The sequence below is a fragment of the Pseudomonas fluorescens genome, assembly GCF_001307275.1.
GTDB classification, from domain to species: Bacteria; Pseudomonadota; Gammaproteobacteria; order Pseudomonadales; family Pseudomonadaceae; genus Aquipseudomonas; species Aquipseudomonas fluorescens_AA.
In genome coordinates, this window is sequence record NZ_CP012831.1 from 5,019,257 (window position 1) to 5,045,841 (window position 26,585).

Here is a 26,585-nt window from a genome sequence, read left to right on the forward strand (position 1 = left end):
GTGAGTTTTTCTCAACTTAGCGGGAAATCATATCGTTAGCCCGCTCGCAGGGTCAATGTATATTCGAAGTGAGGGCCGCCCCTGCAAAAGTGGCCATTGAATATAAAAAAAGTAAAGCCAAGGTGATTATCTATGGTTGATCAAACAGCCGGGCGCGAAGAGTTTACGGCCCGTTTCTTCGTAGAGAGCAGTTACCCGATTGAACGGGTCGGTGAGGTCATCGCTGGCGAGCAATCCAGCGGTACATTTATTACCTTGCCCGGCGAATCTGCTGAGTTGAAAGAGCGTTCACGGGCACGTGTAGTGTCCGTCAAGTCTCTTCCAGCGGTCACCCGTGCTTCGTTACATAGCGAATACCTGGCCAGGCACAATCCTTCGGCGACTTACTATCGCGGCGAAGTTGAAATCGCTTTTCCAACAGCCAATATTGGTCCGAATCTTCCTGCACTGTTGACCACCATTGCCGGCAATCTATTCGAGATCGGTGAAGTCAGCGGTTTAAGAGTGCTCGATGTCGATCTTCCGGCTAAATTTGCCGCTGGCTTCTTGGGCCCACAGTTCGGTATTGAAGGGACTCGTAAACTGTGCGGCGTTCATGACCGCCCAATCATTGGCACCATCATTAAACCCAGCATCGGCCTGACACCTGAGCAGACCGCTACCGTGGCCGATGAGCTGTGCGCTGGTGGTATTGAGTTCCTCAAAGATGATGAACTCCTGATCGACCCGACCTATGCATCCTTCGATGCGAGGCTGAATGCTGTCATGCCTGTACTTCACAAGCATGCAGATCGCCTCGGCAGGATGCCGATGTACGCGATTAATATTTCTGGGAGCATTGATGAAATGCTTCGCCGCCACGACGCCGTGCTGGAGTCGGGGGGGACCTGCGTCATGCTCTGCCTGAACTGGGTTGGGCATTCGGGGGTCGAGCACATCCGTAAGCATTCCCAACTACCCATTCATGGCCATCGCAACGGCTGGGGTGCCTTTACCCGCAATCCACAGTTGGGCTTTTCGTTTGAGGTCTATCAGAAAATCTGGCGCCTGGCTGGCATCGATCATCTGCACGTCAATGGCATTCAAAGCAAATTCTGGGAACCGGATGACTCAGTCATTGCCTCGGCACTGAGCTGCCTGACCCCGTTTTCGGGCGTCCAACCAATCCTGCCGGTTTTCTCTTCCGGCCAATGGGCTGCCCAAGCGCCAACGCTTTTCGAAAAGCTGCAGTCGGTGGACCTCATGCATCTGGCGGGCGGTGGAATTATCGGCCATCCCCTAGGTATCGGTGCCGGCATTCAGAGTATGCGCGAAGGATGGGAAGCGGCGACTCAAGGCATACCCTTGCAACAGTATGCAGAGGGCCGGCCAGCACTAACCGCCGCCTTGGCAAAGTTTGGAGGCGTATGAATCATGCAGTCAGCCAATACGCCTAGGCTTCGTCTGGTGTTTTACGGTGACGACTTCACCGGCTCGACCGATGCTCTGGAAGTCCTTACCGCAGCCGGCCTGAGATGCGCACTGTTTTTGGCGCCACCGTCGCCCGAGTTGTTAGAGGAGCTGGGTGGTTTCGACGCTATTGGCATCGCTGGCGATAGTCGCGCGTTATCCAATGCTGAAATGGATGAAGTGCTTCCAGACCTATTTGAAGCAATCAAGCGCCTGTCCCCCGACCTTGTGCATTACAAAGTTTGCTCCACGTTCGACAGCGCTCCCGACGTGGGCAACATTGGCCATGTCATTGAGCTCGCATCACGCGCCTTTGGGGTAAAAGGCGTGCCAATCGTCGCGGGTAACCCGGCCCTGGGTCGTTACTGCGTGTTTGGCAATTTGTTTGCGCTGTCCAAGACCGACCACTGTGTACACCGGATCGACCGCCATCCCGTCATGCGGGCCCACCCCATCACGCCTATGGGAGAAGCGGATCTGAGTGTCCATATCGGCCAGCAAAAGAATTTATCGATTGCCAAAATTGACATTCTTCAGCTTGACCAAACTGCCGACCTGAGTTTCCTGGTCAGCCAAGCTTCTCTGAGCCATGACTCGGTTCTGATCGACGGCACCACCAATGCACATATGACCCTTGCAGGGAAAGCACTCACGGAGATCTCTAGCAGCTCGGCGCCGTTGTTCGTGGTTGGCTCTTCAGGTGTCGAATATGGATTGACGCAGCACTGGCATTCGGCGGGGCTGATAAATGCCTACCAAACTCAGGTCACTGCGCTGCAGCCCACCAGACAAGTGTTGGTCATTTCTGGAAGTGCATCCCCGTTAAGTCGCGCTCAAATCGATACCGCTATCGCGAGTGGATTTGTCGAGCTGGCGGTGGATGCGGCAGCGATTCTCGCAGAATCACATAAAGGAAGGAGGGTTCAGGATGTAGTGGCGACGGCAGTGGCGCACCTCAAAAGCGGACGCTCCGTACTGATCCACACGGCAAAAGGTCCGGATGACCCGAGAATCGAACAAATGATCGAAGCGATGACCGCCAAAGGCCTGCTTCGTGACGAGGCAAAAATCCGCGGCGGTAAGCAATTGGCTGTCGAAATGGGCTACATCGTTCTGGACATTCTTAAGGCGTATCCGCTCGAAAGATTGGTTATATCCGGTGGTGATACGTCAAGTCAGATCACCAAGATTCTCGCCCCTGAAGCATTGGTCATCAAATCCGATCTCTCTCCCGGTGCGCCCCTCTGCCAGGTGCGCTCGAAAAAACCGTACTTGGACAACCTGGAAATCGCCTTGAAAGGTGGGCAGATGGGTGACCAGGACTACTTCGTAAAAGCGCTCACAGGTAGGAGCTAACTTCCGTTCCAGGACAGGAACACGCTTGCATATTTACAATAACAACAGGTGAAACTATGCAAACCTCACTTTTAAGTAACAACGAGACTCATCATGAGTTTATTGATGATGAGAAGAAAAAATCCATGAAAAATGTTGTTGCCGGGAGTCTCTTCGGCACAGCGTTAGAAACCTATGACCTCTATTTGTACGGTACCGCGGCGGCGCTGATCTTCGCTCCTCTGTTCTTTCCAGGCACCGATGAAGCCGTCTCAAGACTCGCCTCGCTAGCGTCCTTCGCCATATCATTTGTCGCACGGCCACTGGGCTCGCTGGTGCTTGGACATTTCGGCGACCGGATAGGCCGCAAGAAATTGCTCTACCTCACGCTGATCATCATGGGCTTGAGCACCGTCGGTATTGGCTTGCTGCCTACCTACGCGAGCGTAGGAATCTGGGCACCCATCATGCTGTGTGTGCTGCGCTTCATCCAGGGCTTCGCTTTTGCCGGAGAATACAGCGGTGCAGTGCTCATGCTACTTGAGCATGCACCCCGGCGAAAACGTGGCTTTTATGCAGCCATCAACAACATTGGTCCGGTGTTCGGATTCATCGCCTCGGCGGGGTTGCTGTTGATTGTCAGCAGTTTATTGTCGGTGGAGGATTTCTATAAGTGGGGATGGCGCATTCCATTCATCGCCAGTCTCGCTCTGTTGGTCGTCGGCGTCTTCGTCCGGTCCAAAGTTGCCGAATCTCCGGTGTTCGAAAAGACCGCCGAAAAGCGCGCGGCAGCCAAGGGGCCGAACCTGTCTCCTGCCATGCGCCTGTTCACCAAGTATCCTAAACAGTTACTTTTGGTCGCAGGTGCCAACATCTGTCATTTTTCGACATTTTATCTTTTTACCGTGTTCGCATTGAGTTATGGCCAGAAGGAACTGGGCCTTTCCAATGCCTTTGTGCTCTCGGTAGCGATGGTAGCTATCTGCACGCACCTGGTAATTGTTCCCTTCGCCGGCGCAATGGCCGATCGACTGGGTCGACGCACCATGATGTTGATCGGCTTCGTGGTGACTGCACTGGCCGCGTTTCCCTTCTGGCACCTATTTTCCACAGGCCAGTTCCTACCCATGGTCTTGGGCTCATGCCTGTTCATGGCCGGCTACGGCTTGGTATACGGTGCTGTGCCTTCATTCACCGGCGAGGCATTTGGACCCAGCGCACGATTCACCGGGTTCGCCATGGCCACCAATGTCGGTGGCATCATCGGTGGCGGCACGGCGCCCATCGTCGGCGCCTACCTGCTCAGCCATTATGGCTCGCCCTACGCCATCTCGGTCTACACGGTAGTGCTCGCAGCAATCTCTGCCTTGTGCGTCTACCTGTCTGCCGAAACCAGAATGATCGACATCACTGACGAGTAATGCCCCCCGCGTGCGGCTTGCCCACATGCCGCACGCTTGCTCGACTCGGCAAGCGTAACGCCCTCCAGGCATAAGCGGGTCAGACCACGTTCATGAATCGTGGTCTGACCCATACCCTCCTGGCGAATATATGATGATTCGAACAGCACCGGTGGCATAGGAATCCAGTGTATTGAGAGGTTCGTGGTTTTAACTGGCCAGAGTGATCACACCCTGGGCCGCGAGGACGAGATCGGCTGCCCGCTCGCCAATGACCACGCAAGGCGCCATGGTATTGCCGACGGTGATTCGCGGCATGACCGAGGCATCCGCGATCCGCAATTTCTCGATGCCATACACGCGCAACTGATGGTCGACCACAGACATTTCATCTCGGCCCATTTTAGCGGTGCAGGACGGGTGCCAATAGGACACGGCAGAGTTGCGGATGAACTGCTCCATGGCGTGGTGCGCTTTCGGCCCGGGCACCACCTCGCGCTTTACCAGGTCGTTGAAGGTTTCGCTGTTCCCGAGTGCCCTGCAGAGGTCGATCGATGCAAACGCCGCCGCCATGTCCTCGGGCGCGCTCAGCGAGTTCGGCTCGATGAGCGGAGCATCCGACGGCCCGGCGCCCGATAGGCGCAGGCGCCCTCGACTGACAGGCCTGGCCAGCCCTGCGAACATCGTCCAACCCTGTTGCGGTGGCTGGATACCCACTTCAGCAGGAGAGGGCACCGCAAATTCAAGCTGGCAGTGCAGCAGGTCTGGCGCGTCCAGGCGACTGTCGCTTTTCCAGTACAACGTGGTTTCACAACCGCCGCCACCCACCGCCTGGGGTTGCAGGTACTCCCAGGTACAGCCAAAGGCAACATGATCCTGAAGATTCTGACCCACACCGGGAAGGTGACTGATCGGGACGATGCCATGGGGGCGCAGTTCACTTTCCGGGCCGATGCCTGACTGCATGAGCACCTTGGGCGTGTTCACCGCGCCCATGGACAAGACGACTTCGGCTTCGGCATAGAAGCGGTACCGTTGCCCTTCGATGATCACTTCGACACCGACCGCCCTTGTGTCCCTAAGCAGGACACGGGCTACCAGCGCGCCGGTGAGGACGGTCAGGTTCGGTTGGTGCAGCCGTGGTCGGACATAGGAATCGTAAACGGATTCGCGCCTGCCCTGGTTGATGCGTAGATCGGTGATCGCGGCCCCGCCGGGGCCTTCCATCATCGCTCCGTTGGGACTGTCATATCGGGGGATACCCAAACGACTGGCCGCTTCCAGGGTTGCCCAGGCGAGGGGTTGAGGCGAGTCCGGCTGCTCGACATGCACGGGGCCACCTGAACCACGCCGTGCGGCATCCGGGCTGCCGTGCCAGTTTTCGATCCTGCGGTAGTAATCCAGCACCGAATCGTATCCCCAGGCGCAGTCGCCGGACTCGGCGGCGAAGTGATCCCAGTCCGATCGATGCCCGCGTGCCCAGACCATCACGTTGATGCTGGAGCCACCTCCAAGTCCCTTGCCCATGTTCAAGGAAAGACGACGCCCGTTGAGGTGCGGATTGGGTTGTCCTGCGAATGCCCAGTCGCGCTCTGAACCGAGGTTCAGCGGCCACTGCGCAGGCTCTGCAACTTCGGGGCCGGCGTATTCGTTGCCGGCTTCAATCAACAACACGCGTGCGTTGTCCTGTTGGGCAAGGCGGGCCGCAACCACGCAGCCCGCCGTACCCGCACCACACACGATGAAGTCGTAGTTCCGATCACGCCGATGATTCATGTGTCCGTCCATATCGATGCAGCGGTTGGGCTCAGGGTTATCGGGGGTGTCGTGCCGCAGCGATCACTGCTCGCCGACGCTTTTCACGGCCTCTAGAATCACCTTGGCCACTTCGGCCGGCTGCGACTGCTGGGGCACGTGGCTGGTGTGCACCTGCGCCAGGGTGGCGCCGATACGCTTGGCGGCGGAACGCTGGACATCGGGATGGATCATCCGGTCCTCGGTGGCGAGCAGATACCAGGACGGTTTGGTCTTCCAGGCGGAGACGGTCGTTTTGTCCTCGAACGCGGATGCCTTGATGGGGCCTTGCGTCGCGGTCATCACGGCGGTCTGCGCCGCTGGAAGATCCTGGGCGAAGTCCTTGGCCATGCCTTCCGGGGTCAAGTAGAGGAAACCGTTGCCGTCAGCTTTGATCTGACTGATGCCCGGGGGCGTGGGCGCGCCTTTGCCTTGTTCGCCGCTGGTTTGACCGGCATCGGGAGCGAAGGCGGCGACGTACACCAGGGCACGGACTTTCTTGTCGCTGCCGGCCTGGGTAATCACGGTGCCGCCCCAGGAATGACCGACCAGCACGACCGGGCCCGGCTGATTGTCCAGCGTTCTTTGCGTGGCAGCGACATCGTCGGCAAGCGAGGTGAGCGGGTTTTGCACGACCGAAACGGCGACCCCCTTGGCTTGCAGAAGCGGCACGACCTTGGCCCAATCGGAGCCGTCGGCGAATGCGCCGTGTACGATGACCACCGAAGGCGTTGTATCTTGGGCCTGGCTGATACCGGCGGCCAATGTGCTTGCAAGGGCGAAGGCGACGGTGACGGCTTTTGATCTGAATGTTTTCATGGGATGAACTCCTGTGTGGGAGCTCAATTCTGCTGACTGGCCTGCTTCGTGGGCATCGGTCATTTATCCGACCCCAAGGCATTTTCATGGATAGTGCGTTGCAACTGGACATTTCATTGAGCGCAGCGCTGCAGGCGATCGGCCAGGTCGGGGACCTCAGCATGGGCCAGCCACTCGGGCATTCGCGACGCGTTGCCGCACTGGCGCGCAGTCTGGCGCAGGCCTCACACGGCGATGGCGAGCACCTGAAGGTGGCGGAGCAGGTCGCCTTGCTGCGCTGGTCCGGCTGCACCGCCAACGCCGAAGGGTTTGCGGATCTGCTCGGTGATGACGTCGACGGCCGCCGTGCGATGCTCGACCTGACCCTGAGCAAAGAGGCCATGAACGCGGTGCATCAGGCGACCCCGCTGGCCGTCGTGCACTGCGAGGTCTCCGGCGAAGTCGCGAAAACCCTCGAACTGGGGGCCGCTGTCGAGGCAGGCTTGTGCCGCGTATTCGAAACCTACGATGGGACTGGCCGGCCGCTGGGCTTGACCCATGAGCACATTCCGGAGGTCGCCTATCAGGTGGTGCTTGCCGGTGATCTGGACATTCTCAGTCGAGCACATGGCTTGGACGCGGCGCTGCGCTGGATCCGCGACCAGTCGGATCGGCGCTATCCCGCTGCCCTCGCGTCGTTGCTCATGGATAACGCCAGGGCGTGGCTGGCAGACCTGGATGGTCGCTCTCAAAACCCGGTCCATGGGGAGGCCGAACGCTCCGTCTCGCTGACCTTGGTGGGGGACGTGATTGACTTGAAGCTACCCTGGCTGGCGGGGCATTCGCGGCGGGTGGCGCATGTCGCCATGGAGGCTGCACGCTTGTGGGGGCTAGGTGAACCCACCCTGACAGCGCTCGGAAAGGCGGCGCTTGTCTACGGTCTGGGTCGGGCAGCCGTTTCCAACCAACTCTGGAACACCGCCGGGGCGCTGCCTTATAGCGCCGCGGAGCGGGTGCACCTGGTTCCCTACTGGACGCAACAGGCGCTGAGGCCTATCGGTGAACTGGCCGTGCCTGCCGAGATTGCCGCCCATGCCTACGAACGGCTCAACGGCAGTGGCTACTTTCGAGGTGTGATGGGGGATGCGCTGTGTGCCGAGCATCGGCTGCTAGCCACTTCCGTAGCCTGGGTCGCACTCAGGGAAGCCAGGCCCTGGAGGGCGGCCCACGGCGAATCGGAGGCGGCCAGACTGCTGGAGCAGGATGCCGCCCGTGGCTTGTTCGACAAGGCTGTGTGCGAAGCGGTTATCGCCGCTGCACGTGGCGAGCGTCGGACTCATCAGCCGAAGAGTTCGTTACTCACCGCACGGGAGTGTCATGTGCTCCTGGAAATCAGCCGTGGCGCCAGTAACAAGCAGGTGGCGCGGCTGCTGGACATCAGTCCGAGCACCGTTCGCACACACATGGAAAGCATATTTCGCAAACTGGAATGCTCGACCCGAGCTGCCGCGACCCTGAAGGCATTGACGCTGGGCTTGATCTCCTGATACCAAGGCGCGCAGGTTGAACATTCGAAGCTCGGCAACAGGAGGTCCGGCAGGCCTTCTCCTTTGACGTTCAACCTCGTACGGGGGAGGTCCGCGACCTGCGTGTGTTCGCTTTTGGTGTTATTGAAAGTCATTATCATTTGATATATTCTCGCGACTCCTCCTCGCTTGAGTCGCTTGCGTGTCCAGGCCATCCGATCCTCATTCCACCGACGGCCAGTTCGAGAGCCATTCGAGTGAACTGCTGCGCTTCCTCACACGGCAGGTGAAGTGCGCAGAACTGGCGGCCGACCTGCGCCAGGAGACTTGGTTGCGCTTTCGCCGGCGCGAGTCCGAGCAAGAGATCGGCAATCTTCGTGCGTTCCTCTATCGCATCGCGCGCAACCTGATCATCGACTACCGCCGTCAGCAAAAATCCCGCCCCGTCGAGGAGGAGATATCCATCGAATTGGTCAGTGCCCAGCCGGGTCCGGAGCGAGCGGCAAGCGACGCCCAGCGCCTGGAGCGACTGCAGCGCGTGGTCCAGGATTTGCCACCGCACCTGCGCCAGGCGTTGTTGTGGAATCGCCTGGACGGGCTGACCCAGCGTGAGATCGGCGAGCGCCTGGGGGTCTCGGAAAGCATGGCCGGACGCTATATCCTGAAGGCCCTCGAACACTGCCAGCAACAGATGGACCCGCAGCCGTGAATCATCCTTCGCTTCTCGATCAGGCCCGGCAATGGCAGGTGCTGCTGCATTCTGGCCGCGCCACCGCTGCCGATCGCGCTGCCGCGCAGGCCTGGCGTCAGGCGGCGCCCGAGCACGAGCAGGCGTTGCGTGAGGTGGAAGGGCTGTGGTCGTTGCTCGGCCAGATAGAACGTCCGGCCGAGCAGCCTCAGGTGCGCGTGCTGCGTCGTCGTCGACAGTGGGCGGCTCCACTGGCCTGCGCTGCGATGCTGTTGCTCGCCCTGTGGCTACCGCGCGGCACCTGGATTGGCCTGTATGCCGATATCAGCACCCAGCCGGGGGAGGTGCGCGAGGTGCGTCTGGCCGATGGTTCGCTGTTGACCCTCAACGGCGATTCGGCGCTGGACTGGCAGTTTGTCGAGGGTCGCCGTGAGGTCAGGCTGTACCGCGGTGAGGCGGATTTCCAGGTCGCCCATGACCCGACCCGGCCGTTCATTGTCAGGGCCGGCGAGGCGCGCATTCGCGTCACCGGCACGCGCTTCGATGTGCGTCTGGAGGAGGGCGGTGTCGACCTTGCGGTAAGCGAGGGCCGCGTGTTGGCTTCCAGCGAGGGGCGCGAGCCGCTGCCGGTGGTGGGCGGGCAGCAGGTGCAGTGGCGTGGCGGGGCGCTGCAGGCGCCGCAAGCACTGGATGCGCGTCAGCGCTTGGGCTGGCAGCGCGGCAAGCTGGTGTTCCGCGACCAGCCGCTGGAGCAAGTGTTCGCCGAGCTTGAGCGCAGCCAGTCTGCGCGGGTGCTGTTTGTCGACGAAGACGCTCGCCGGCTACAGGTGACCGGCGTGTTCGCCCTTGATGATCCACAGGCGGTGTTGAGCGCTGTGGAAACCACCTTGCCTGTGCGTCTGGTGCGCCTGCCGGGGTTGATCCTGGTCACGTCCCGCCGCTGAGGCCCGCGCCTGTCCCTCCAAAAAAAAGAAAATATTTAGGCGGCGGTGGTTCAGAAATCATCGCCGCCTTCGTCTTCCGTTCCTGCAAATGCGACTTCTTCGTATTGATAGTCAAGGACACCAGCATGCGGTCGACCCCCTTCCTCGCGGCGCTAGCCGTTCTTCCCCTGGCCATTGCCGCCGCACAGGCGCAAGCCGTCCAGCTCGACGTGCCTGCCCAGCGGCTCGACGCGGCGCTCACCGATTTCGCCGAGCAGGCCGACGTGCGGTTGCTCTATGACGCTGGCCTGACCCGTGGCAGCGCCATGGTGCCGGCACTCAAGGGCGACTATTCGGTGGTCGACGGCCTGCAGCGGTTGCTGGAGGGCAGCGGCCTGACCTTCCAGGCCGGCAACGACGGCACCATCACCCTGGTGCCGCTGCCCGAGCAGGGCGTGCTGGAGCTGGGCCCGACCACCATCAGCGGGCTCGCCGAAGGTCGTGTCGACCTGCCGGCCGAGTACGCCGGCGGGGAGGCGGCGCGGGGTGCCCGCATCGGCGTGCTGGGTAACCAGGACATGCAAGATGTGCCCTTCGCCTTCTCCAGCTACACCTCCGAGCTGATCGAGAAGCGCCAGGCGCAGACTCTGGCCGATGTGCTGGCCAGCGATCCGGGCGTGCGTCAGTCGTTCGGCTTCGGCAACTTCTCCCAGGTGTTCGTCGTGCGCGGGTTCCAGCTGTTCAGCGACGACATTGCCTTCAACGGGCTGTACGGCATTCTGCCGCGCCAGATCATCTCCACCGAGTCGGTCGAGCGGGTCGAGGTGTTCAAGGGGGCCAACGCCTTTGTCAATGGCGTGTCGCCGTCGGGCAGCGGTGTCGGCGGGGCGATCAACGTGGTCTCCAAGCGTGCCGAAGACACCCCCACGCGCAGCGCCACCCTGGACTATGCCAGCGACAGCCGAGTGGGCGGGCACCTCGACCTGGGCCAGCGCTTTGGCGAGGACAACCGCTTCGGCGTGCGGGTGAACCTGGCCCAGCGCGAGGGCGAGACCGCGGTGGACGATGAGCACTCGCGCTTCAGCCTGGCCACCCTCGGCCTGGACTACCGGGGTGACCGTCTGCGCCTGTCCGCGGATCTCGGTTACCAGAAACAACGGGTCAATGAGGGGCGCTCGGTGGTCTACCTCACCACGACGGGACCTACCAGCACACTCAACGGCAAGACGCCGTCGGCACCGGACTCCGACCACAACTACGCGCAACCCTGGAGCTGGTCGCAGCTCGAAGACACCTATGGCATGTTCAGCGCCGAGTACGACCTGTCGCCCACGTGGACCGCCTACCTGAGCGCAGGCGGCAAATACACGCGGGAGAACGGTGTCTACGCCTCCAACTACGTCTACGGCGCGAATGGCGACGCGCGTATCGGCCGCCTCTATTCGCCGCTGGACCAGGAAACCCTGAGCGCCGTCACCGGGCTGCGCGGCGAACTCGCCACCGGGCCGGTCAGCCACAGCATCAACCTGGCCGCCAACGGCATCTGGCAGGAAAAGCGCAACGCGTTCGAGTCCACCGCGGCGGGCAGTCGTGGCTTTGGCAATCTGTATGAGGGCCAGCCCGTCGCCGAGCCACCGGCCACCAGCGTCTCCGGCGATATCCACGACCCGGACACCACCGCCAAGGTGCAGAACCGTAGCCTGGCGGTCTCCGACACCCTGGGCTTGCTCGACGACCGCGTGCTGCTGACCCTGGGCGTGCGCCGCCAGTCCATCGGCGCCGACGCCTGGAGCGCGGCCAGCGGTGCCCGCACCTCCAGCTATCAGGAAAGCATCACCACGCCGGCCTATGGCCTGGTGATCAAGCCCACCGAATACCTGTCGCTCTATGCCAACCGCGTCGAGTCTCTGCAACAGGGCCCGACCGCGCCGGCCGCCGCACTCAACAACGGCGAGATGTTCGCACCCTATCGCTCCAAGCAGACCGAGGTGGGCGCCAAGCTCGATTGGGGTACCTTCGGCGGCAGCCTCAGCCTGTTCCGCATCGAGCAGCCCCAGGGCGTGCTCGGCGGCGACGGCTACTACCGGGTGGATGCCGAGCAGCGCAATCGCGGCGTGGAACTGAGCCTGTTCGGCGAGCCACTGGATGGCCTGCGCCTGCTGAGCGGTGCCACCTGGACCAAAGCCGAACTGCGCGGCACCGCCGGCGGTCGCGACGATGGCAACCAGGCGGTGGGCGTGCCGAAATTCCAGTTCAATCTGGGCGCCGATTGGGATGTGCCCGGCTTGCCCGGGGCGAGCCTGAACGGCCTGCTACTGCGCACCGGCGGCCAGTTCGTTGACAGCGCCAACGAATACAGCATCCCCGCCTGGACCCGCGTCGACCTGGGCGCGCGCTATCGGACGAAAATGGATGGCCGCGGGGTGACTTTCAACGCGATGCTGGAGAACGTTGCCGATGAGAATTACTGGGCCTCGGCCAACGGTGGTTACCTGACCCAAGGTGCACCGCGTACGCTGAAAGTGTCGGCTACTGTTGATTTCTGAGGTTGTTGGCGATTAAAGAGGTGCCGTTGCAAGTTGTGTGATTACGCGAAAGGTGGTTTTGTCAGACGCTCTGAGAGGCTGTATTTGTGGCCTCTGTTGTTATTGCTGTGATTGGGGCGATTGGCGCTTTTCGCTAGGCAGGAGCCGGCCAGAAGCTGCCACTCAAAGCGACTCGATAGTTCCCACCCGACCGTGCATCATCATGCTCCCCACGATCCCGTCTTGGCAGCGCGGCCGTAGGTGCAGTACCTGCCCGCCCGCAAAAACAAGCCTTTTGAAATGGAAGTCATCTCATGTTCGTACGTAACAAACTGGTTCCGGAGTTAATGGTCACCAACCTGGATAGCAGCCTAGTTTTTTGGGTTTCTCATCTGGGGTTCAAGGTAGCTTATCAACGTCCGGATGATGGATTTGCGTACCTTGATTTGAATGGTGCTCAAGTAATGCTTGAGCAGGTTGATCCAGACGCGGGTCAATGGCTGACTGCGTCGTTGACCAAGCCGTTTGGAAGAGGCATCAACCTACAGATTGATGTAGAGGCTGTCGCACCCATCATCCAAAAACTTGTTCAGGCTGGATGTCCACTCTATCGAGAATGCAAAGACACCTGGTATCGGGCTGACGACATAGAAGTAGGCCAACGCGAATTCATCGTTCAGGATCCCGACGGTTATCTCGTAAGGTTGGTAGAGCGGTTGGGTGAGCGACCGGCTTGTTCAATGTGAATCTGAGCCAAGCCGACCGTCAGCAATGGGTCGATAGCAGCCGTTCGCGAGTGACCGCTATCGACCCATAGCAGTCCTTCAGTGAGGGCTGCGAACAATTTGTGAGAAGCGGAAGCTGTGACGGATGCTCTCAATTGACGTATGTTCTAGGAATACGCCGTCATCACGGCATCAGCAAATACATAATCAACACGGAAGTACATATACACCATGAAGAAATGCTTCAATGCAGAACAATATGGGCTATTAATTAAATGTTCCCAGAGAGAAGATTTCTCAGAGTGGAATGATTACGTCTCGCAAACCCAAGACATTATAGACTTTCGAGATGCAAATCTGGAAGGTATAAAGATTGTTGGCGCAAAATTTATAAACTCCAATGGCAAGGGAGCGAATTTTTGTGATGCCAATCTAAAAAGTGCAAAATTAGAAGGCGTAGATATGTCCGACTGCCTATTCTTAAATGCCGACATGACCGGTATTGAGGCGGCCGGATCTATATTTCAAGGCTCTAAATTTGACAGGGCACAAATTTCTAACGCCTTTTTTGCACTGTGCCATTTCAATGAGGCAAGCTTTCAACAAAGCAATTTGATTTCGGTGAGATTTTTTAGCTCAAATTTTTACGAGTGTAGCTTCTACAAAGCAGACCTCTCGGACGCACAGTTTCAAGGCGGCGGTAGAAATCCATTCCTAAACGGAGAGTCGAGATTCAATTTGTGTGGGGCAATTTTTGCAGATGCGAAGTTTACAGCTAGGACTTACTTCCATCTTGCGAATGTTTCGAGGGAAACAGATTTTAGAACAGTAACGTTTGAGAACGCCTGTTACTCTGCTGGGCTTCGCCAAACTCTTCAGTACTGTAATCGCAGGCATAACTGGATTGCATGGTATGAGAAAGCTGGAAAAACAAAAAGCTTCCTAGCTAAATTATTCTGGATGGCGTCGGATTATGGGAGATCTCCTCGGCAAGTCGCAATATCATTTTTGATCGTATGCTTGTCCTACTCACTCCTTTACTGGTTAATACCCGGATCAACATCAGGAAATGAAGGAGGCGATTTAAGTATAGTGCAGAGCTTGTATTTTTCCGTCGTCACCATGACAACTCTTGGTTATGGAGACATTGCTGCCAACAAGTCAAGCTGGCTATCCCAGGCGCTAGTCATAACGCATGTCCTATTTGGTTACGTGATACTAGGGGCTCTGCTTACCGTACTATCGAATCTGTTCACTTCTGATGGGCCACCGGAGGGGCTGATAAAACATCCTATTACGGCAGGTACCCTTACCAGGCTCCATATACCTGATACTAACAGAACTTCAGCCGAGAATGAGCCCTCTCCGGTTTAGGTGTATTGTGTAGCAGCTATTGGCGGATTGCAGCCTGTCGTGAATGGCTGCAATCGGCCAAGAGCTGTCATTCAGCTTCGACAAAAATAGGTGTGATTCAATGTTACAGTCCACCGATCCTCCAAAATCATTCAGGAAGAGACAGCTATGCGTATCATTGGATGGATACTGACAATACTTGGCTGCGTATGGGCCTTCTCGGGAATCATGAGAGTTATCGCCGCAGCTATGGGAGCAATGCCCGGCCCCGGTAAGCATTTCGCAATGGGATTAGTCACCCTTTTGTTAGCTGCATTCGCTATCTGGGGAGGAAGTAAGTTGAGAGCCAAAGCTGCTCATGCAAAGTCGTTAAAACAGATTGATTGACTTTCCGATGTCTAGCAGCGACGGGCAGCGGTGATCTCTCTCATCGCAATGGGTCGACTTCTACCCTTTCTAACATGCGGAAATCGGCCGATTGCAGCCCTTCACGAGAGGCAGCAACGGAAAAAGCGGACAGATATATTTTTTTGATAGTAAATCTGCCCCTTTTTGGGCTACTGCTGTGGGCCTAGCGTTTGTCGTGGCAGTCGGGCTGCTAATTAGCACCAGCCCGGCGCAAGCGGCGGGGTTAGCCACCAACGCTTTGCCGCAGCGACACCAGCTCAATCTGCGTACCCCACGGTGCTTGAAAATAGAACCAACGAACGCCGTCCGTGTTGGTGATGGGGTCGTTGAGAATGGTCACTTTCAGGCGCTTGAGGGTCGCTAGGCTGCCGTCAATATCGGCGGTGCGCAAGGCCACATGGCTGGCTCCGGCGTCGTCGCCATGGGGTTGGACCTGATTGACCTCAGAGCCTTGGTATTGGAACAACTCCAGCTTCGCGCCGCCGTCCATTTGCAGCATCACAAAGCGTTGCAGCTCGCTGGAGCCATGCCAGCGGAATTGGTTTTTCCACTGATCTGGGATCTTGCCAGGGCTGATATCCGAGACCACCCGTGCGCCCATCAGCGCGGAGAAAAACCGGGTAGCGGTGTCGATGTCCGGTACATTGATGCCGACATGGTCGATGGCTGAAACCTGAAGCGGTGCGGCTGAGTTCATACCGGGGTGGCTTTGAGGGGGCGTGGTCGCCGCCTGAGTAGCGGCAGTCAGGGTCACGCTGGCGGCCAGCAATATCGATTGCAATGGGTTCACTGCCTGTTCCTTTTGAGATGGGTTGGCGGGCGACCGTGGCAGTCGCCCGCTGGGTGGTCAGATTTGCGCCTGGCCGCCGTCAACAAACAACTCGATACCGTTGACGAAGCTGGCGTCATCCGAGGCCAGGAACAACGCGGCGCTGGCAATTTCGTCAGCTTCACCGACACGCCCCATGGGGATCAGCGACGCCATGTAGTCGAGCAAGCCCTGCTGCTGAGCGGCATCGGGGCCGGCCAATTCAACCAGGCCAGGAGTGCGGGTGGCGCCAGGGCTAATGGTGTTGATGCGCACCTGGCGGTCTTTCAAATCCAGAATCCAGTTGCGTGCAAATGAGCGCACGGCGGCCTTGGACGCGGCGTACACACTAAAGGCGGCGGTGCCCGAGCTGCCCGCCGTGGAGCCGGTGAGAATCACCGAGGCTTTTTGGGCCAGCAGTGGCAGCGCCTTTTGCACAGTGAACAGCACGCCTTTTACGTTGCGATTGAAGGTGTCGTCGTACTGCTGTTCTGTGATGTCACCAAGTGGCAGCATGGAGCCGCCACCCGCATTGGCGAACAGCACATCGATTCGGCCGTGGGTCGCGCCAATCTGGCGATACAACGCGTCCAACTGATCGAGGTCGGCTGAGTCCACCCGCACGCCGGTGGCGTTGCCAACAGCGGCGACAGCGGCGTCCAGTTCGGCTTGGCGACGGCCCGTGATATAGACGTGGGCGCCTTCCTGAGCGAAGCGTTTGGCTGTGGCCAGACCGATGCCTGTACTGCCGCCGGTCACCAATGCAATTTTGCCTTCGAGTTTGTTAGTCATGGTGTTTCTCCCGTATTTCGATTGAGTGAGTTGCGGTGTGGGAGAAGCTTATCGACGGGGCAAAACTTTCAAAATAGAATTGTCTGAAACCTATCGTTGCAGAAATGAAATGAGCAATCTTCCAGATTTCGAAGGGTTGGCGATGTTTGCCAAGGTGGCCGAAGAAGGATCGTTCGCCGGCGCGGCGCGCGTCATGAGCGTGTCGGTGCCAACGGTATCGCGGGCGGTCGCGCGCCTGGAGGAGCGCCTGGGCGGGCGCTTGTTCAACCGCACTTCGCGGCAACTGGCACTCACCGAATTCGGCGCGAGCATGGCGGCCAAGGCGGGGGAGATTTATCGGCAGGCTGAAGAGGTGGAAAGCGAGGCTCAGGAATTATCGGTCCAGCCCCGCGGCCAAGTACGCCTCGCGATCCCCATGTCGTTTGGCCTGCGTTGGGTGGCACCGCTGATGCCGCAGTTGATCCGGCAGTATCCCGAGCTGTCGATTGACCTGCACCTTTCAGACGCCTCGGTAGACCTGATCGCCGAGGGCTTTGATGCGGCGTTACGCATTGCCGTATTGCCGGATTCCTCGCTGGTTGCGCGGCGTCTCTGCGCTGTCACCCAATACCTGGTCGCCTCACCGGCTTATCTGGATGCCCATGGCCACCCTGGCCATCCCCGCGAACTGGCGGCCCGCACATGCCTGAGTTATGCCTACCGAGCCCGCAGCCAAGTATGGCGGTTCACCCATAAGGACGGCACCGAAGAAGACGTGGTGCCCAGCGGCCCGTTAAGAGTGACCAACTCGGATGCGTTATTGCCGGTGTTGCTTGAAGGCCTGGCCATCGCCGAACTGCCGGAGTTTATTGCCAGCGAATACTTGGCAGATGGGCGCTTGGTCGTGGTGCTACCGGAATGGAGCATGACCCGTGGTGGCCTGTATTTCGTCACCCCCTCGGCCCGTACACGGCCGGTAAAAATCAAAGCGCTGTCGGACTTCTTCGCCGAGCATTTAAGCGAGCCCGTATGGCGATGGCCGTTATGAGACGATGGGGGCAGCTCTTTCAATTATGAAATGATGACTTTCATTAACTGCTATTTTTGAAACCTGGTGGATACCTTAACGTGGTTTGGTCGGCACAACACAGCGTGCCATCCAATTATTCGTTTCGGGAGAAAGTCGTCATGAAGAATGCCGTGGAATTACTTCAACAGTACTTGGATGCCATCCAGACGCCTTACTTGGCAGCGGCTCTGTTCGCCGAGGACGGCGTGCTGGAGCTGCCCTACCTGGAGTCGCTCGGCATTCCACACAGCGTGAAGGGGCCTGCAGCGATCGAGGGTTTTATCGGCTCATTGCTCGGTAAAGTGCCGGATTTCAAATTCCACAATGTGCGCTTTTTGATCGACACCCCCGATCAAGTGTTTGCCGAATACAGCGTAGAGGCGCTGGTGCCTGCCACAGGCCGCATCTACCGGCAGATGTACGCAGGCCGCCTAGTGGCCAAAGACGGCAAAATTCAGCTGCTGCGCGAATTCATGGATACCGTGGCCGCTGCCAAAGCGTTCGCGCCGGTTGAGCCGGCGTAAGGCTATTGAATCGCGACACTAAAACTCGTGGCTGGAATCGCGTCTACTGAAAACCAAATGTCTTGTGGGAAAGGCTTTAGCCTCGATCCTTTCGTTCTTGGCTGAGTGGCAGCCAAAAGTCGCCATTCATGAGCGGGGCCTATCGACCCAAAGCTGCCATCGACGACTCAGCTTATGGCATGTGTAGAATAGCGGTTTCCCTCATATTCAAAGGAATGATCCAGTGATCACTTGCCACGTCAGGTATGTAATCGATCCCTACCAGATCCCGGCTTTCGAAAACTATTCTCGCCATTGGATTCGTGTGGTGAACCGTATGGGAGGGAGCCACCACGGCTACTTTCTGCCAGCTGAAGGCGCCAACAACATCGCGTACTGTCTATTCAGCTTCTCCAGCCTGGCAGATTATGAGCAGTACCGTAGGGAGGCCGGAGTAGATCCTGAGTGCGTTCAATTAGTGGCGCAGGCTACCGAGCAAAAATTCATCTTGAGCTACGAGCGCAGTTTCCTTCGTCCAATTCTTGAGTGAAATGACTGTTTTCAGCCGCGCTCGGGCGCGCCAAAGGGGCTGCTTTTGGCAGATTGCTGCTTGTCACGAACGGTAGAAACCGGCCAAAAGCGGACACTATTGAACGACCGAAAACAGGTGGTCATTGCCAGGTTATTTCGAAGCGTGCTGGTCGCGCGCTACGGCTTGCGAACGATCCAAACGAATCCGGCACCCATTACTTTGTTCCCCGTTAGCCTTTTCGTATGATGAGCGTACATGCTATTTGGAATATCTCGCGTGAATACGCCACCTAACATCGGTTCATCACGCCAAGCAGTGCAAAAGGGGGACAGATCGGATTTCAGTGATGCTGTAGCCCAGCTCTCATGGGACGACTTGCGCATTATCAAAGCGCTCAGTGAATGCGCAAATCGCACTGATGCCGCCAAAAAACTAGGGATCAACATATCCACGGTATCGCGCCGAGTGGCCCAGCTTGAGAAAACACTTGGAGTTGCACTCTTCGATCACCGCCGCTCGGGATACATGCTCACAGCGGAAGGCGTAGAGCTGCGAGAGCTCGCCGAGCGTGTCGAACTGGATATCGTTAGTGTTGCACGGCGCGTTTCACGGACGGGGCAGGGGCCACTCGGAAAACTCCGCATCACAACGAGCGATTCGCTGCTGCTGTACTTCCTCACACCTATCATTGCGGAATTCAAAGCTCTGAATGAAGGGATAGCGATTGAAGTACTGGTAGGCAATCAGACATTGAGTCTTGCCCGCGATGAGTCGGATATTGCGGTGAGGGCGACCAATAAACCAGCTGAAAGCCTGGTTGGGCGCAAACTCGCGACAATTGCCTGGGCACCATACGGCAGTGTTAAAAACGCACCGACCTCGACACCTTTCGCAGAAGGCCAAGCGTGGGTGTCTTACTCGGCAGCTTTATGCGGCCTCAAAGCAACGAGCTACGTTGATAACAGAGTTCGCCCAGATTGCATTTCGTATCGTACCGACTCCGTCGCCGCTGCAAGCGCTGCGATTGTGGCGGGTCTTGGTTTTGGGTTCCTTCCCTGCATGCTGGGTGACATCACGCCGGGATTGGTGCGTGTCGGCCCGGTTGTGCCTGAACTTCAGGATGGGCTATGGCTGCTGACTCACCAGGACATTCGAAAGTCATGGCGAGTCAAGGCGTTCATGACGTTTTGCGCAGCGGCGGTTGCCGAACTCAAGCCATTGGTCGAAGGTCAGCGAGCTCTCCCGGTTTCCTAGAGGAAACCGGGAGCATGTCTTAGCGGGTGCCGGAGCCAATGACTGCCTTGCAGACAATTTCGATCAACTGCGATCGCTGCGCGAGCCTCGATACGCCGATGATGTTGCTCGCGCACTGGGGCCGCTCGGTGCCAAACGCAGCCTTGCGAACATTGCCTACCACCGCAAACGCCGCGTCCATGTCCAGCACATAAAGCGTCTCTTCAACCACGTCTTCAAGTGTTGCGCCATACAGGGCAAGCAACTTGGAGATGTTGTCGTAGGAAGCGCGCATTTGCTCTCCCATTGAAGAGAAATCACTGGGCTTGCCTTCGCTATCGAGTGGGGCAGGAGCTACCAGGTTGCCGTCCTCATCATGGTTGAATTGGCCGGAGATATAGATCTCGTTTCCGACTTGTCTGGCCTGCGGGTAGCCGTAGCTTTCTTCCCATGCGACACCCCAGTAAGCGGTTTTCTTTCCGAACGGTTGCGAAGCTGACATTGCATTCTCCTGGCGTAGAAAAGACTGCTCGCACCGCGGCAGTCCGAGTTGTGGGAAGCCAGAGACTAGCACCGCAAGTGATTTTTCAAGGGCGCATTAATGCGCCTTTGGAGACGCATTAATGCGCCCCTAAAGTTGCGAATGATCGGTTACCTTGAACTCGAATTCGGCGCCGCAGCTACCGCCAACAACCTTCCGCGATTTTCAGCAGACAGAAGATTGGCCCGGCCCGCAAAGAGATTTGAAGACCATCATTTCACTAAATGGAACCACCATGAACAATCCAAAAACCGAAGTACTGACCCCTCAAAACAGCCAACTGATTTTCATTGATCAGCAGCCGCAGATGGCCTTTGGCGTGCAAAGCATTGACCGCCAGACGCTGAAGAACAACACGGTCGCTCTGGCAAAGGCCGCAAAAATTTTCAACGTGCCAACCACTATCACCACGGTCGAAACCAATAGCTTCTCCGGCCACACATACCCCGAATTACTCGCTGTGTTTCCTGACGCCCCTCTGCTGGAGCGCACCTCGATGAACTCGTGGGACGATCAGAAAGTCCGTGACGCGCTGAAAACCAATGGCCGTAACAAAATCATCGTATCTGGCCTTTGGACGGAAGTGTGTAATACCACATTTGCACTTTCCGCCATGCACGATGCCGGCTACGAGATCTACATGGTCGCCGATGCTTCCGGGGGCACAACGAAGGAGGCTCACGATTACGCCATGCAGCGCATGATTCAGGCCGGCGTGGTGCCGGTCACTTGGCAGCAGGTGCTGCTGGAGTGGCAGCGTGACTGGAACAACCGCGCCACCTACGACGCCGTCATGAATCTGGTGAAGGAGCACTCCGGTGCTTACGGCATGGGCGTCGACTATGCCTACACCATGGTGCACAAGGCTCCCGAGCGTGTAGACCACGGCCCGACCTTGGCACCTGTGGCCGCCTCTATCTGAGACTCACTGGCCCTCATTAAGTGGGGGCCAGTCCCCATTGCTATCCATTTGAACCGGAACGGCGACAGAGGCTATGTCAGCGTCGTCCGTACGCCTGCGACGTCACGCAATCCGATCCGCCTACTGTCCCTGGGCGATGTCCCGCACCGAACTTTACCGAGTCTTCCGGTCGTTCATGTTGAAAAAAGGAATCACCATGAAAGGTGTCGAAGCACTGCGCTTATCAATGTCGTATTTCTGCCCACGGGAAAACTCAAACGGTGGCAGGAGACAGTTGCAAAACAATTGATGCTGGAAAGCCTAGAGACCGGAGTTACTGTGTCGACGCTTGCGCAGGCCTGCGCACTCTCGCGCAGTCATTTCACCCGAAAATTCAAAGTAAGCACACGTTTGTCCCCTACAGAATGCAAACAGCTGCTTGAGTCCTCAGTAATGACGCTAACCCGGATCGCTATGGCATGCGGATTCTGCGACCAAGCACACTTTTGCAGAGTTTTCTCAAGGAATGAAGGTATGACGCCTCTGGCCTGGAGACGGAGTGCTCGCTCTGCCGCCTGATAACCTTTTTTAGATGTATTTTGAATCCGAAGGACTGCTAGTCGCCAATAGCAGCTGCTCATGAGCGACCGCTAGCGGCCATGGGCCGGCGTAGATGACAGGTCAGCTTCCGGCCAGAAGCAGGCTTTCACCTACATTGACAAAGCAGCGGCCGATCCAATTGGCTATCGATTTAGAACATGTGGCTGTTTGTGGTCGAAAGCCGGTCGTGGGGAAGCAGCGAATGTACCGGGAATGTGTGTGAAACGTTGTCATCTTTCTTCCTTCAGATGTCCCGCGCACAGTTTCCTCTGTTATTCTGATTCAAAAATCATGCGTGTGGATGAGACGCTATGTTGCATTCAATACAGTTATCAAGCGGCAGACATGTCGACTAATTAATAGTTAGGGAAACTGAGTATGCACCGCTTAGTAGCAAATGGACTTGTTTTCATCAGTATTGCGATATTATGTTCTGGCTGCACATCCTATTCGTCCCAGCCGACAATCAACGAACACGTTGAACCCGAAGAAAAAGAAACTATCTTCAGCTTCAGTTACGAAATAAACTCTCCATGGAAAGATAGTCGCTTCGCCAGGGACGCATACGCAGCGACACTAAAATTTATTCCAAGCGCGCAAAATACTAGCTCAAACCTTACAGCTTTGCCCCTTCCTACCTTAGAAATAAAAATCTCGGAATTTTCATCTGGCGGCGCTTGCGCACAAGAATACTTAACGGGTTTGAGTCTTGGTTTAATTCCTAGTTGGTGTTCAAGGCCAAACCTTTTCAAGTTTGATTTCATACTGAATAAAGACCACAGCTTTTGCAGGCAAAGAACTTATTCAATAAGTTCCACGTCCTTCTCACATCTCACGATGATTCCCTTCGCCCTGTTCAATGCGGAAAATCAACCATTAACGCTCTATAAGGCCGCGCTAAAAGATTTCCTTCAAAGAGGTCAATGTACAACGTCCTAACAGGTACGTTCACATGCTTCGCCCGCCGCTACGGAGGCCCCATGTCAAGCATGGGGGGCCGTTTGAGGTGGAAACTTATCTTAGGTGACCGTCTGCTTCTGGCCGAGGCTGTGTAAAAACATTTTTGAGCGCGACAGGTACTCAAAACCGGACTTAAAATCGCGCTTCTACGCGAAATCCACATCTGCTCACGTGCCGATAAATTTCAGATTTAACGTAGACGCGCGCACTTCAATCTTGGCGAAGCGTTTTTACACACTCTGGGCCGATAGCGGTCGGTCTGTAAGCATCGGCCGAAGGGCCATGCTTTACCCCTGGGTGTCTTCGCGGAGCGGTTTCGCCTTTGTTGAACCCGCAACGCGGAAGGAGCCCAGGGGGGCTGTTGGTCGATGGCTGCCTTTGGCAAAGGGCTGCTATCGACCCAGGTTGTGTGAACACGAGCTGGAAGCAGTTAACTAAACGTGATGCAGACTGGTTCCATCTCTACCAACGAATTTTCACAGGCCCCTACGAGATCTCGCACACAGTAAAGCCTCCATCCCTTACCTGATCCCCACTTTGCCGCGACAGGTCCAAGCGAAGACTCTTCCTCCTGCGTTGCGCGAGCCCAATCATCGTGCCCGATCTCAGCGATCAATTGAGCCTGGTAGACCTGTAAGAATGGAAGCAAGCTTTTCGCTTGTTCAACCTCTATGAGGACAAATTCTGCTGTATCGAGTTGCTGTTTAACATTTTCGACCAGTTCGTGAGCCTGCAACGGGAGTTCCAAGGCTGATCCGGATTTGTCAGCACTTTGGAAGGTGCCACAGATGATGTTCCCTCCTGCCATATCTTTCCCCTATCGTGGCTTCGAAGCTTGGATTAGGCAGCTCGCGATTACGTGTCTAACGTCGATTTTTTGCTGGTCTACACCCGTTGCGAGCGGCCAATTAATCCAAGGCTTGATGAAAAATCTGCGATTCTCTGACCTTCTGGTGGTCGAGATCGTGACGGGACCTTTCAATCATTTCTTACCTGTTTGAGCCAGTTCCAGAAAGGATCACTGGATTCATGCGCGTCCATGCTTGTTGTGCTTGAGATGAGATCTGATGCGCGCGCCGGGACGCTGAGGCCAAGCGTGCATTCCACGTACGCCCGCAATGCCCTAGGTGGCGCTGGGTAGTCATCATCTGCGTATTGCTGCTCCCGCAGTTCGGCCGGTGTTCTCGTAAACTCCTCTGGCCAGCAGTGCTCGTTGTAACCGATGGCCAGTAAGCGAATCAGGTCTTGCGTACTATTGGTCAAGACGCAGAGCATGTCTGATCCCGAGCCCGAGCCAAGATGGACGATTCGCTGCTGATCGTGGTCGTCCAGCCACAACCCTGCCCACGATCCATCGCCACCAGTCCTGAGGAATATTGATAGCCGCTCGTTTACTCTGGGATCTTCGCAGGCCGTCCATCGAGCAGTATCGGCGGAGTCAGGAACGTGAAAGGCGGTGATAGCGCTGTTGTTGTATTCAGGTTCGGGATGCAAAGTCATGTAGCGGCCCCCGGTCCTATAGTGCCGGACGCAGCCTAGTGCTTCCAGGAATTCCATGGTCTGTCGTAATACTGGAGGTACCGGATTGCTTGCCGGGAAGGCGGCCACTAATTCGTCGGTGAAGCTCATGTCTTTCCTGACCATTGTCTTTAGCGAGTATCGTGAATAAAGGTGGATAGCTATGCCCGGAATATATCGCCATGTGCGACCCAATGCCCGCTTCTGGCCGATTACTGCCTGTCGCGAAAGGCGGTAAACGACCCGAAGCGGTCATAACGCAGCTTCCAAATCAGGGCGTGAATGGATCAATCCAGCCAGGCCGAAGTCCTGCCTCGTATTCTTTGCGTACGTAGGCAAGTGACTCTGCGCATCCCATTTCCGCCTCGATAGCGCCTATGCATCCCCAGTAATCTCCGCCGCAATTGCCTGATAGCGGATCTGCTGGGTCGTCGAGTACGCGTCTGCAAATCGTGCAGTATTCCGGCTTATTGCTGTTCGTCATAATCTCGCTTCCCAAACGTCTGGTCTTGGCCGAAAGCAGCCTTTGCCGAATGCCTGCACAATTACTACCCATCAGCCACAACCTGTAAATGCCAGCATCAAAACGGGCGCCTTAAGCGCCCGTAATCCCTTAACGTTCAACCTGCGCCTGAAGCCGCCGACCAATCACCTCCAGCAGATCACACCCATCCCGCAACGGAATCACCAAAAGCTGCGCGAAATCCGAAAGCACCACCGTATCGCTGGCAATCTCGGAGCGAAACGCGATGTTTTCCAATACTTGGGTCACCGTGCGGATGCGGTAATCGGCAGTTGCGTGCAGGACGTCAAGCGGCGCCTGGGTATCGATGAGTAGGGCGGCCGGGGTGCAGTCGATGTCGGTGATGGGGATGTATCTCTGCATGGGATTGCTCCATTTGGTTAGAGGGCTTATCCGATACGCAGGTCGCCAAACCTGATCACCATGGTTGGCGACGGAAAGAACTATAGATTTGCGCACCCAAGACGAACAAGGTGAGAGATTCCGAGGCCTTCGTAGGAATGATGAGAGTTCTCCGAGGAAACGAACCGACTTTATCCATTTCTGTAGGAACAATTACTCACACCGGAGAAACCCCCACCCCAACCCCGAGGCCGCGACATCCGGTATCCTGCGCCTCTGAAACACCATCCCGGCCCGAGGCGTTCCAATCGTCATCCCGGCCTCTCGAACAGTCTGCAAAGCAACGCAACAGGAGTCATGCATGTTGATAGGACATCGGTTCGAGCGCACCGCGCAGGGTGACCTGCACATCCATTCGCGCAACGTGGTGCAGAGCTTGGTCGTGTGGGTGATAGGGGCGGTGGCCTTTGTCTTGCCCATGGCGTTCGCCGTGTTCGTGATGGTTGATGGGGCCTCGTTGATGGCGGAGGTGGATCCACTGTCCGCTCTATTGATGGTGCTGCTGTGGCTGCTGATTCCTGCCCTTGGTCTGCTGCTGGTGGTGTACACCGGCGTCCACGAGACGTTGGTGTTGTCGCGGGTCGACGGCGAAGGCAAGCGCCTGACTCGTAACCTTTTCGGGCGCCGCGAGCGTGTGCAATCGGCCTTCCGGATCGAGGCTGCCAAATCCCTTGAGCTGCGCCGCCTCCCGCAGGCTGGGCGAGCTCGCACCCAGTTGTGGCTGATACTGCGCGATGGCACCGCGCAGCGCCTGACGACCGACAACGTTCCGGTGGTGCCGGGCAGTCAACGCACGGACGTGTGGCTGCGGGAGCTGGCCGATTACCTGGGCGTGGCGTTGCCCACTGAGGTCGTCGAGGGGGCGGCGCCGGTTGTGACGGTGCCCTATAGGCCAACTCCGGCCCCTAGCAGCGGCAAGGCAGTAAGGGCAGCCCGTCAGCGCCGGGAACAGGGTGACGCTCCTGCGCCTGAGCCGACCGAGAAACTGGGCGTGCCCGCACGTGCCTTGCTCACGCTATTGGGCGCCTTCTTTGCGGTGCTGGAACTGACTAACGTCATGAGCTTGGTGCCGGCCATTTTTACCGGACGGCTGCGCGTCAGTGGCTTTCGAACGGGCTCGACGACGTTCTATTGGGCCGAGCAGCCGCTGAGCTTTTCCTTCAACTTGTTGGTGGGTGTCGCCGAGGGCGTGATCGTCGGCTTTATTGCATGGGGTTGCCTGCGCGTGGCGATCCAGGGGCGCATGAGCTCCAAGACCTGAAAGCGGTCGATTCGGTCGTCGTTGGGTTGGAAGGTTGAG

General features: G+C 57.4%; 25 protein-coding genes. 18 read left to right on the top strand and 7 right to left on the bottom strand.

Translation table 11 applies throughout. The features are described 5' to 3' along the window. Positions 1-132: 132 nt before the first annotated feature. From AO356_RS22490 to AO356_RS22500, 3 genes are read left to right on the top strand one after another with little or no spacing between them, the layout of a single operon-like run. The gene (locus AO356_RS22490) at positions 133-1,410 is read left to right on the top strand and encodes a ribulose-bisphosphate carboxylase large subunit family protein (RefSeq protein WP_060741617.1); all 1,278 of its coding nucleotides are present in this window, start codon (positions 133-135) and stop codon (positions 1,408-1,410) included. Between the two features lie 3 nt (positions 1,411-1,413). After that, positions 1,414-2,805 carry a four-carbon acid sugar kinase family protein gene (locus AO356_RS22495; protein ID WP_060741618.1) on the top strand — a complete coding sequence of 464 codons (1,392 nt, stop codon included), beginning with the start codon at positions 1,414-1,416 and terminating at the stop codon, positions 2,803-2,805. Positions 2,806-2,861: 56 nt separating this feature from the next. Further along, the gene (locus AO356_RS22500; protein ID WP_060741619.1) at positions 2,862-4,205 is read left to right on the top strand and encodes an MFS transporter; all 1,344 of its coding nucleotides are present in this window, start codon (positions 2,862-2,864) and stop codon (positions 4,203-4,205) included. Between the two features lie 189 nt (positions 4,206-4,394). On the opposite strand, the gene AO356_RS22505 is transcribed toward AO356_RS22500, so the two are convergent. Both AO356_RS22505 and AO356_RS22510 read right to left on the bottom strand, forming a co-directional pair. After that, positions 4,395-5,960, bottom strand: coding sequence for a GMC family oxidoreductase (locus AO356_RS22505; protein ID WP_060741620.1), 1,566 nt, complete (start codon positions 5,958-5,960; stop codon positions 4,395-4,397). A 63-nt stretch (positions 5,961-6,023) separates the two neighbouring features. Further along, entirely contained in the window at positions 6,024-6,797 is a 774-nt protein-coding gene (locus AO356_RS22510) for an alpha/beta hydrolase (protein ID WP_060741621.1), read from the bottom strand. Positions 6,798-6,883: 86 nt separating this feature from the next. On the opposite strand from AO356_RS22510, the gene AO356_RS22515 reads away from it, so the two are divergent. The 7 genes from AO356_RS22515 (at position 6,884) to AO356_RS22540 (ending at position 14,903) form a co-directional block, all read left to right on the top strand. Then, on the top strand, positions 6,884-8,323 hold the full coding sequence (locus tag AO356_RS22515; protein ID WP_060741622.1) for an HD domain-containing phosphohydrolase: 1,440 nt from the start codon (positions 6,884-6,886) through the stop codon (positions 8,321-8,323). Positions 8,324-8,504: 181 nt separating this feature from the next. After that, positions 8,505-9,011: an RNA polymerase sigma factor gene (locus AO356_RS22520; protein ID WP_060741623.1), complete on the top strand. Its 507-nt coding sequence runs from the start codon at positions 8,505-8,507 to the stop codon at positions 9,009-9,011. Continuing rightward, positions 9,008-9,934 (top strand): FecR family protein, encoded by a 927-nt coding sequence (locus AO356_RS22525; RefSeq protein WP_060741624.1) that lies wholly within the window; start codon positions 9,008-9,010, stop codon positions 9,932-9,934. Before AO356_RS22520 ends, AO356_RS22525 begins: the two co-directional genes overlap by 4 nt. Positions 9,935-10,059: 125 nt before the next feature. Next, a complete protein-coding gene (locus AO356_RS22530) occupies positions 10,060-12,459 on the top strand; it encodes a TonB-dependent receptor (RefSeq protein WP_060741625.1) in 2,400 nt (799 codons plus the stop codon). A 293-nt stretch (positions 12,460-12,752) separates the two neighbouring features. Beyond that, positions 12,753-13,184: a bleomycin resistance protein gene (locus tag AO356_RS22535; RefSeq protein WP_060741626.1), complete on the top strand. Its 432-nt coding sequence runs from the start codon at positions 12,753-12,755 to the stop codon at positions 13,182-13,184. Between the two features lie 210 nt (positions 13,185-13,394). Then, entirely contained in the window at positions 13,395-14,537 is a 1,143-nt protein-coding gene (locus AO356_RS31155) for a pentapeptide repeat-containing protein (RefSeq protein ID WP_081015399.1), read from the top strand. Positions 14,538-14,684: 147 nt separating this feature from the next. Next, a complete protein-coding gene (locus tag AO356_RS22540; protein WP_060741627.1) occupies positions 14,685-14,903 on the top strand; it encodes a hypothetical protein in 219 nt (72 codons plus the stop codon). Positions 14,904-15,147: 244 nt separating this feature from the next. Here AO356_RS22540 and AO356_RS22545 read toward each other — a convergent pair whose 3' ends face one another. Both AO356_RS22545 and AO356_RS22550 read right to left on the bottom strand, forming a co-directional pair. Continuing rightward, positions 15,148-15,714, bottom strand: a complete 567-nt coding sequence (locus AO356_RS22545; RefSeq protein ID WP_060741628.1) for a VOC family protein — start codon at positions 15,712-15,714, stop codon at positions 15,148-15,150. A 57-nt stretch (positions 15,715-15,771) separates the two neighbouring features. After that, positions 15,772-16,524, bottom strand: a complete 753-nt coding sequence (locus tag AO356_RS22550) for an SDR family NAD(P)-dependent oxidoreductase (RefSeq protein ID WP_060741629.1) — start codon at positions 16,522-16,524, stop codon at positions 15,772-15,774. Between the two features lie 109 nt (positions 16,525-16,633). Here AO356_RS22550 and AO356_RS22555 point away from each other — a divergent pair, with 109 nt between their 5' ends. The 4 genes from AO356_RS22555 (at position 16,634) to AO356_RS22570 (ending at position 19,861) form a co-directional block, all read left to right on the top strand. Beyond that, complete coding sequence (locus AO356_RS22555; RefSeq protein WP_060741630.1) at positions 16,634-17,551, top strand: LysR family transcriptional regulator; 918 nt, start codon at positions 16,634-16,636, stop codon at positions 17,549-17,551. Between the two features lie 140 nt (positions 17,552-17,691). Further along, the gene (locus AO356_RS22560) at positions 17,692-18,096 is read left to right on the top strand and encodes a nuclear transport factor 2 family protein (protein WP_060741631.1); all 405 of its coding nucleotides are present in this window, start codon (positions 17,692-17,694) and stop codon (positions 18,094-18,096) included. A gap of 223 nt (positions 18,097-18,319) precedes the next feature. After that, a complete protein-coding gene (locus tag AO356_RS22565; protein WP_060741632.1) occupies positions 18,320-18,625 on the top strand; it encodes an NIPSNAP family protein in 306 nt (101 codons plus the stop codon). A 276-nt stretch (positions 18,626-18,901) separates the two neighbouring features. Then, the gene (locus tag AO356_RS22570; protein ID WP_371919213.1) at positions 18,902-19,861 is read left to right on the top strand and encodes a LysR family transcriptional regulator; all 960 of its coding nucleotides are present in this window, start codon (positions 18,902-18,904) and stop codon (positions 19,859-19,861) included. A gap of 19 nt (positions 19,862-19,880) precedes the next feature. On the opposite strand, the gene AO356_RS22575 is transcribed toward AO356_RS22570, so the two are convergent. Then, the gene (locus AO356_RS22575; RefSeq protein WP_060741633.1) at positions 19,881-20,342 is read right to left on the bottom strand and encodes a RidA family protein; all 462 of its coding nucleotides are present in this window, start codon (positions 20,340-20,342) and stop codon (positions 19,881-19,883) included. 274 nt (positions 20,343-20,616) lie between these two features. Here AO356_RS22575 and AO356_RS22580 point away from each other — a divergent pair, with 274 nt between their 5' ends. The 3 genes from AO356_RS22580 (at position 20,617) to AO356_RS31165 (ending at position 22,821) form a co-directional block, all read left to right on the top strand. Next, entirely contained in the window at positions 20,617-21,303 is a 687-nt protein-coding gene (locus AO356_RS22580; protein WP_060741634.1) for a hydrolase, read from the top strand. A gap of 453 nt (positions 21,304-21,756) precedes the next feature. Continuing rightward, positions 21,757-21,861: an AraC family transcriptional regulator gene (locus tag AO356_RS33275; RefSeq protein WP_335337575.1), complete on the top strand. Its 105-nt coding sequence runs from the start codon at positions 21,757-21,759 to the stop codon at positions 21,859-21,861. Positions 21,862-22,260: 399 nt separating this feature from the next. Next, the gene (locus tag AO356_RS31165) at positions 22,261-22,821 is read left to right on the top strand and encodes a hypothetical protein (RefSeq protein ID WP_081015402.1); all 561 of its coding nucleotides are present in this window, start codon (positions 22,261-22,263) and stop codon (positions 22,819-22,821) included. Positions 22,822-23,820: 999 nt separating this feature from the next. Here the strand turns inward: AO356_RS31165 and AO356_RS22585 are convergent. Both AO356_RS22585 and AO356_RS22590 read right to left on the bottom strand, forming a co-directional pair. Next, entirely contained in the window at positions 23,821-24,471 is a 651-nt protein-coding gene (locus AO356_RS22585; protein ID WP_060741635.1) for a hypothetical protein, read from the bottom strand. 502 nt (positions 24,472-24,973) lie between these two features. Continuing rightward, positions 24,974-25,246 (bottom strand): hypothetical protein, encoded by a 273-nt coding sequence (locus AO356_RS22590; protein ID WP_060741636.1) that lies wholly within the window; start codon positions 25,244-25,246, stop codon positions 24,974-24,976. Between the two features lie 340 nt (positions 25,247-25,586). Here AO356_RS22590 and AO356_RS22595 point away from each other — a divergent pair, with 340 nt between their 5' ends. Then, positions 25,587-26,546 (top strand): hypothetical protein, encoded by a 960-nt coding sequence (locus AO356_RS22595; RefSeq protein ID WP_060741637.1) that lies wholly within the window; start codon positions 25,587-25,589, stop codon positions 26,544-26,546. Positions 26,547-26,585: the final 39 nt, after the last annotated feature.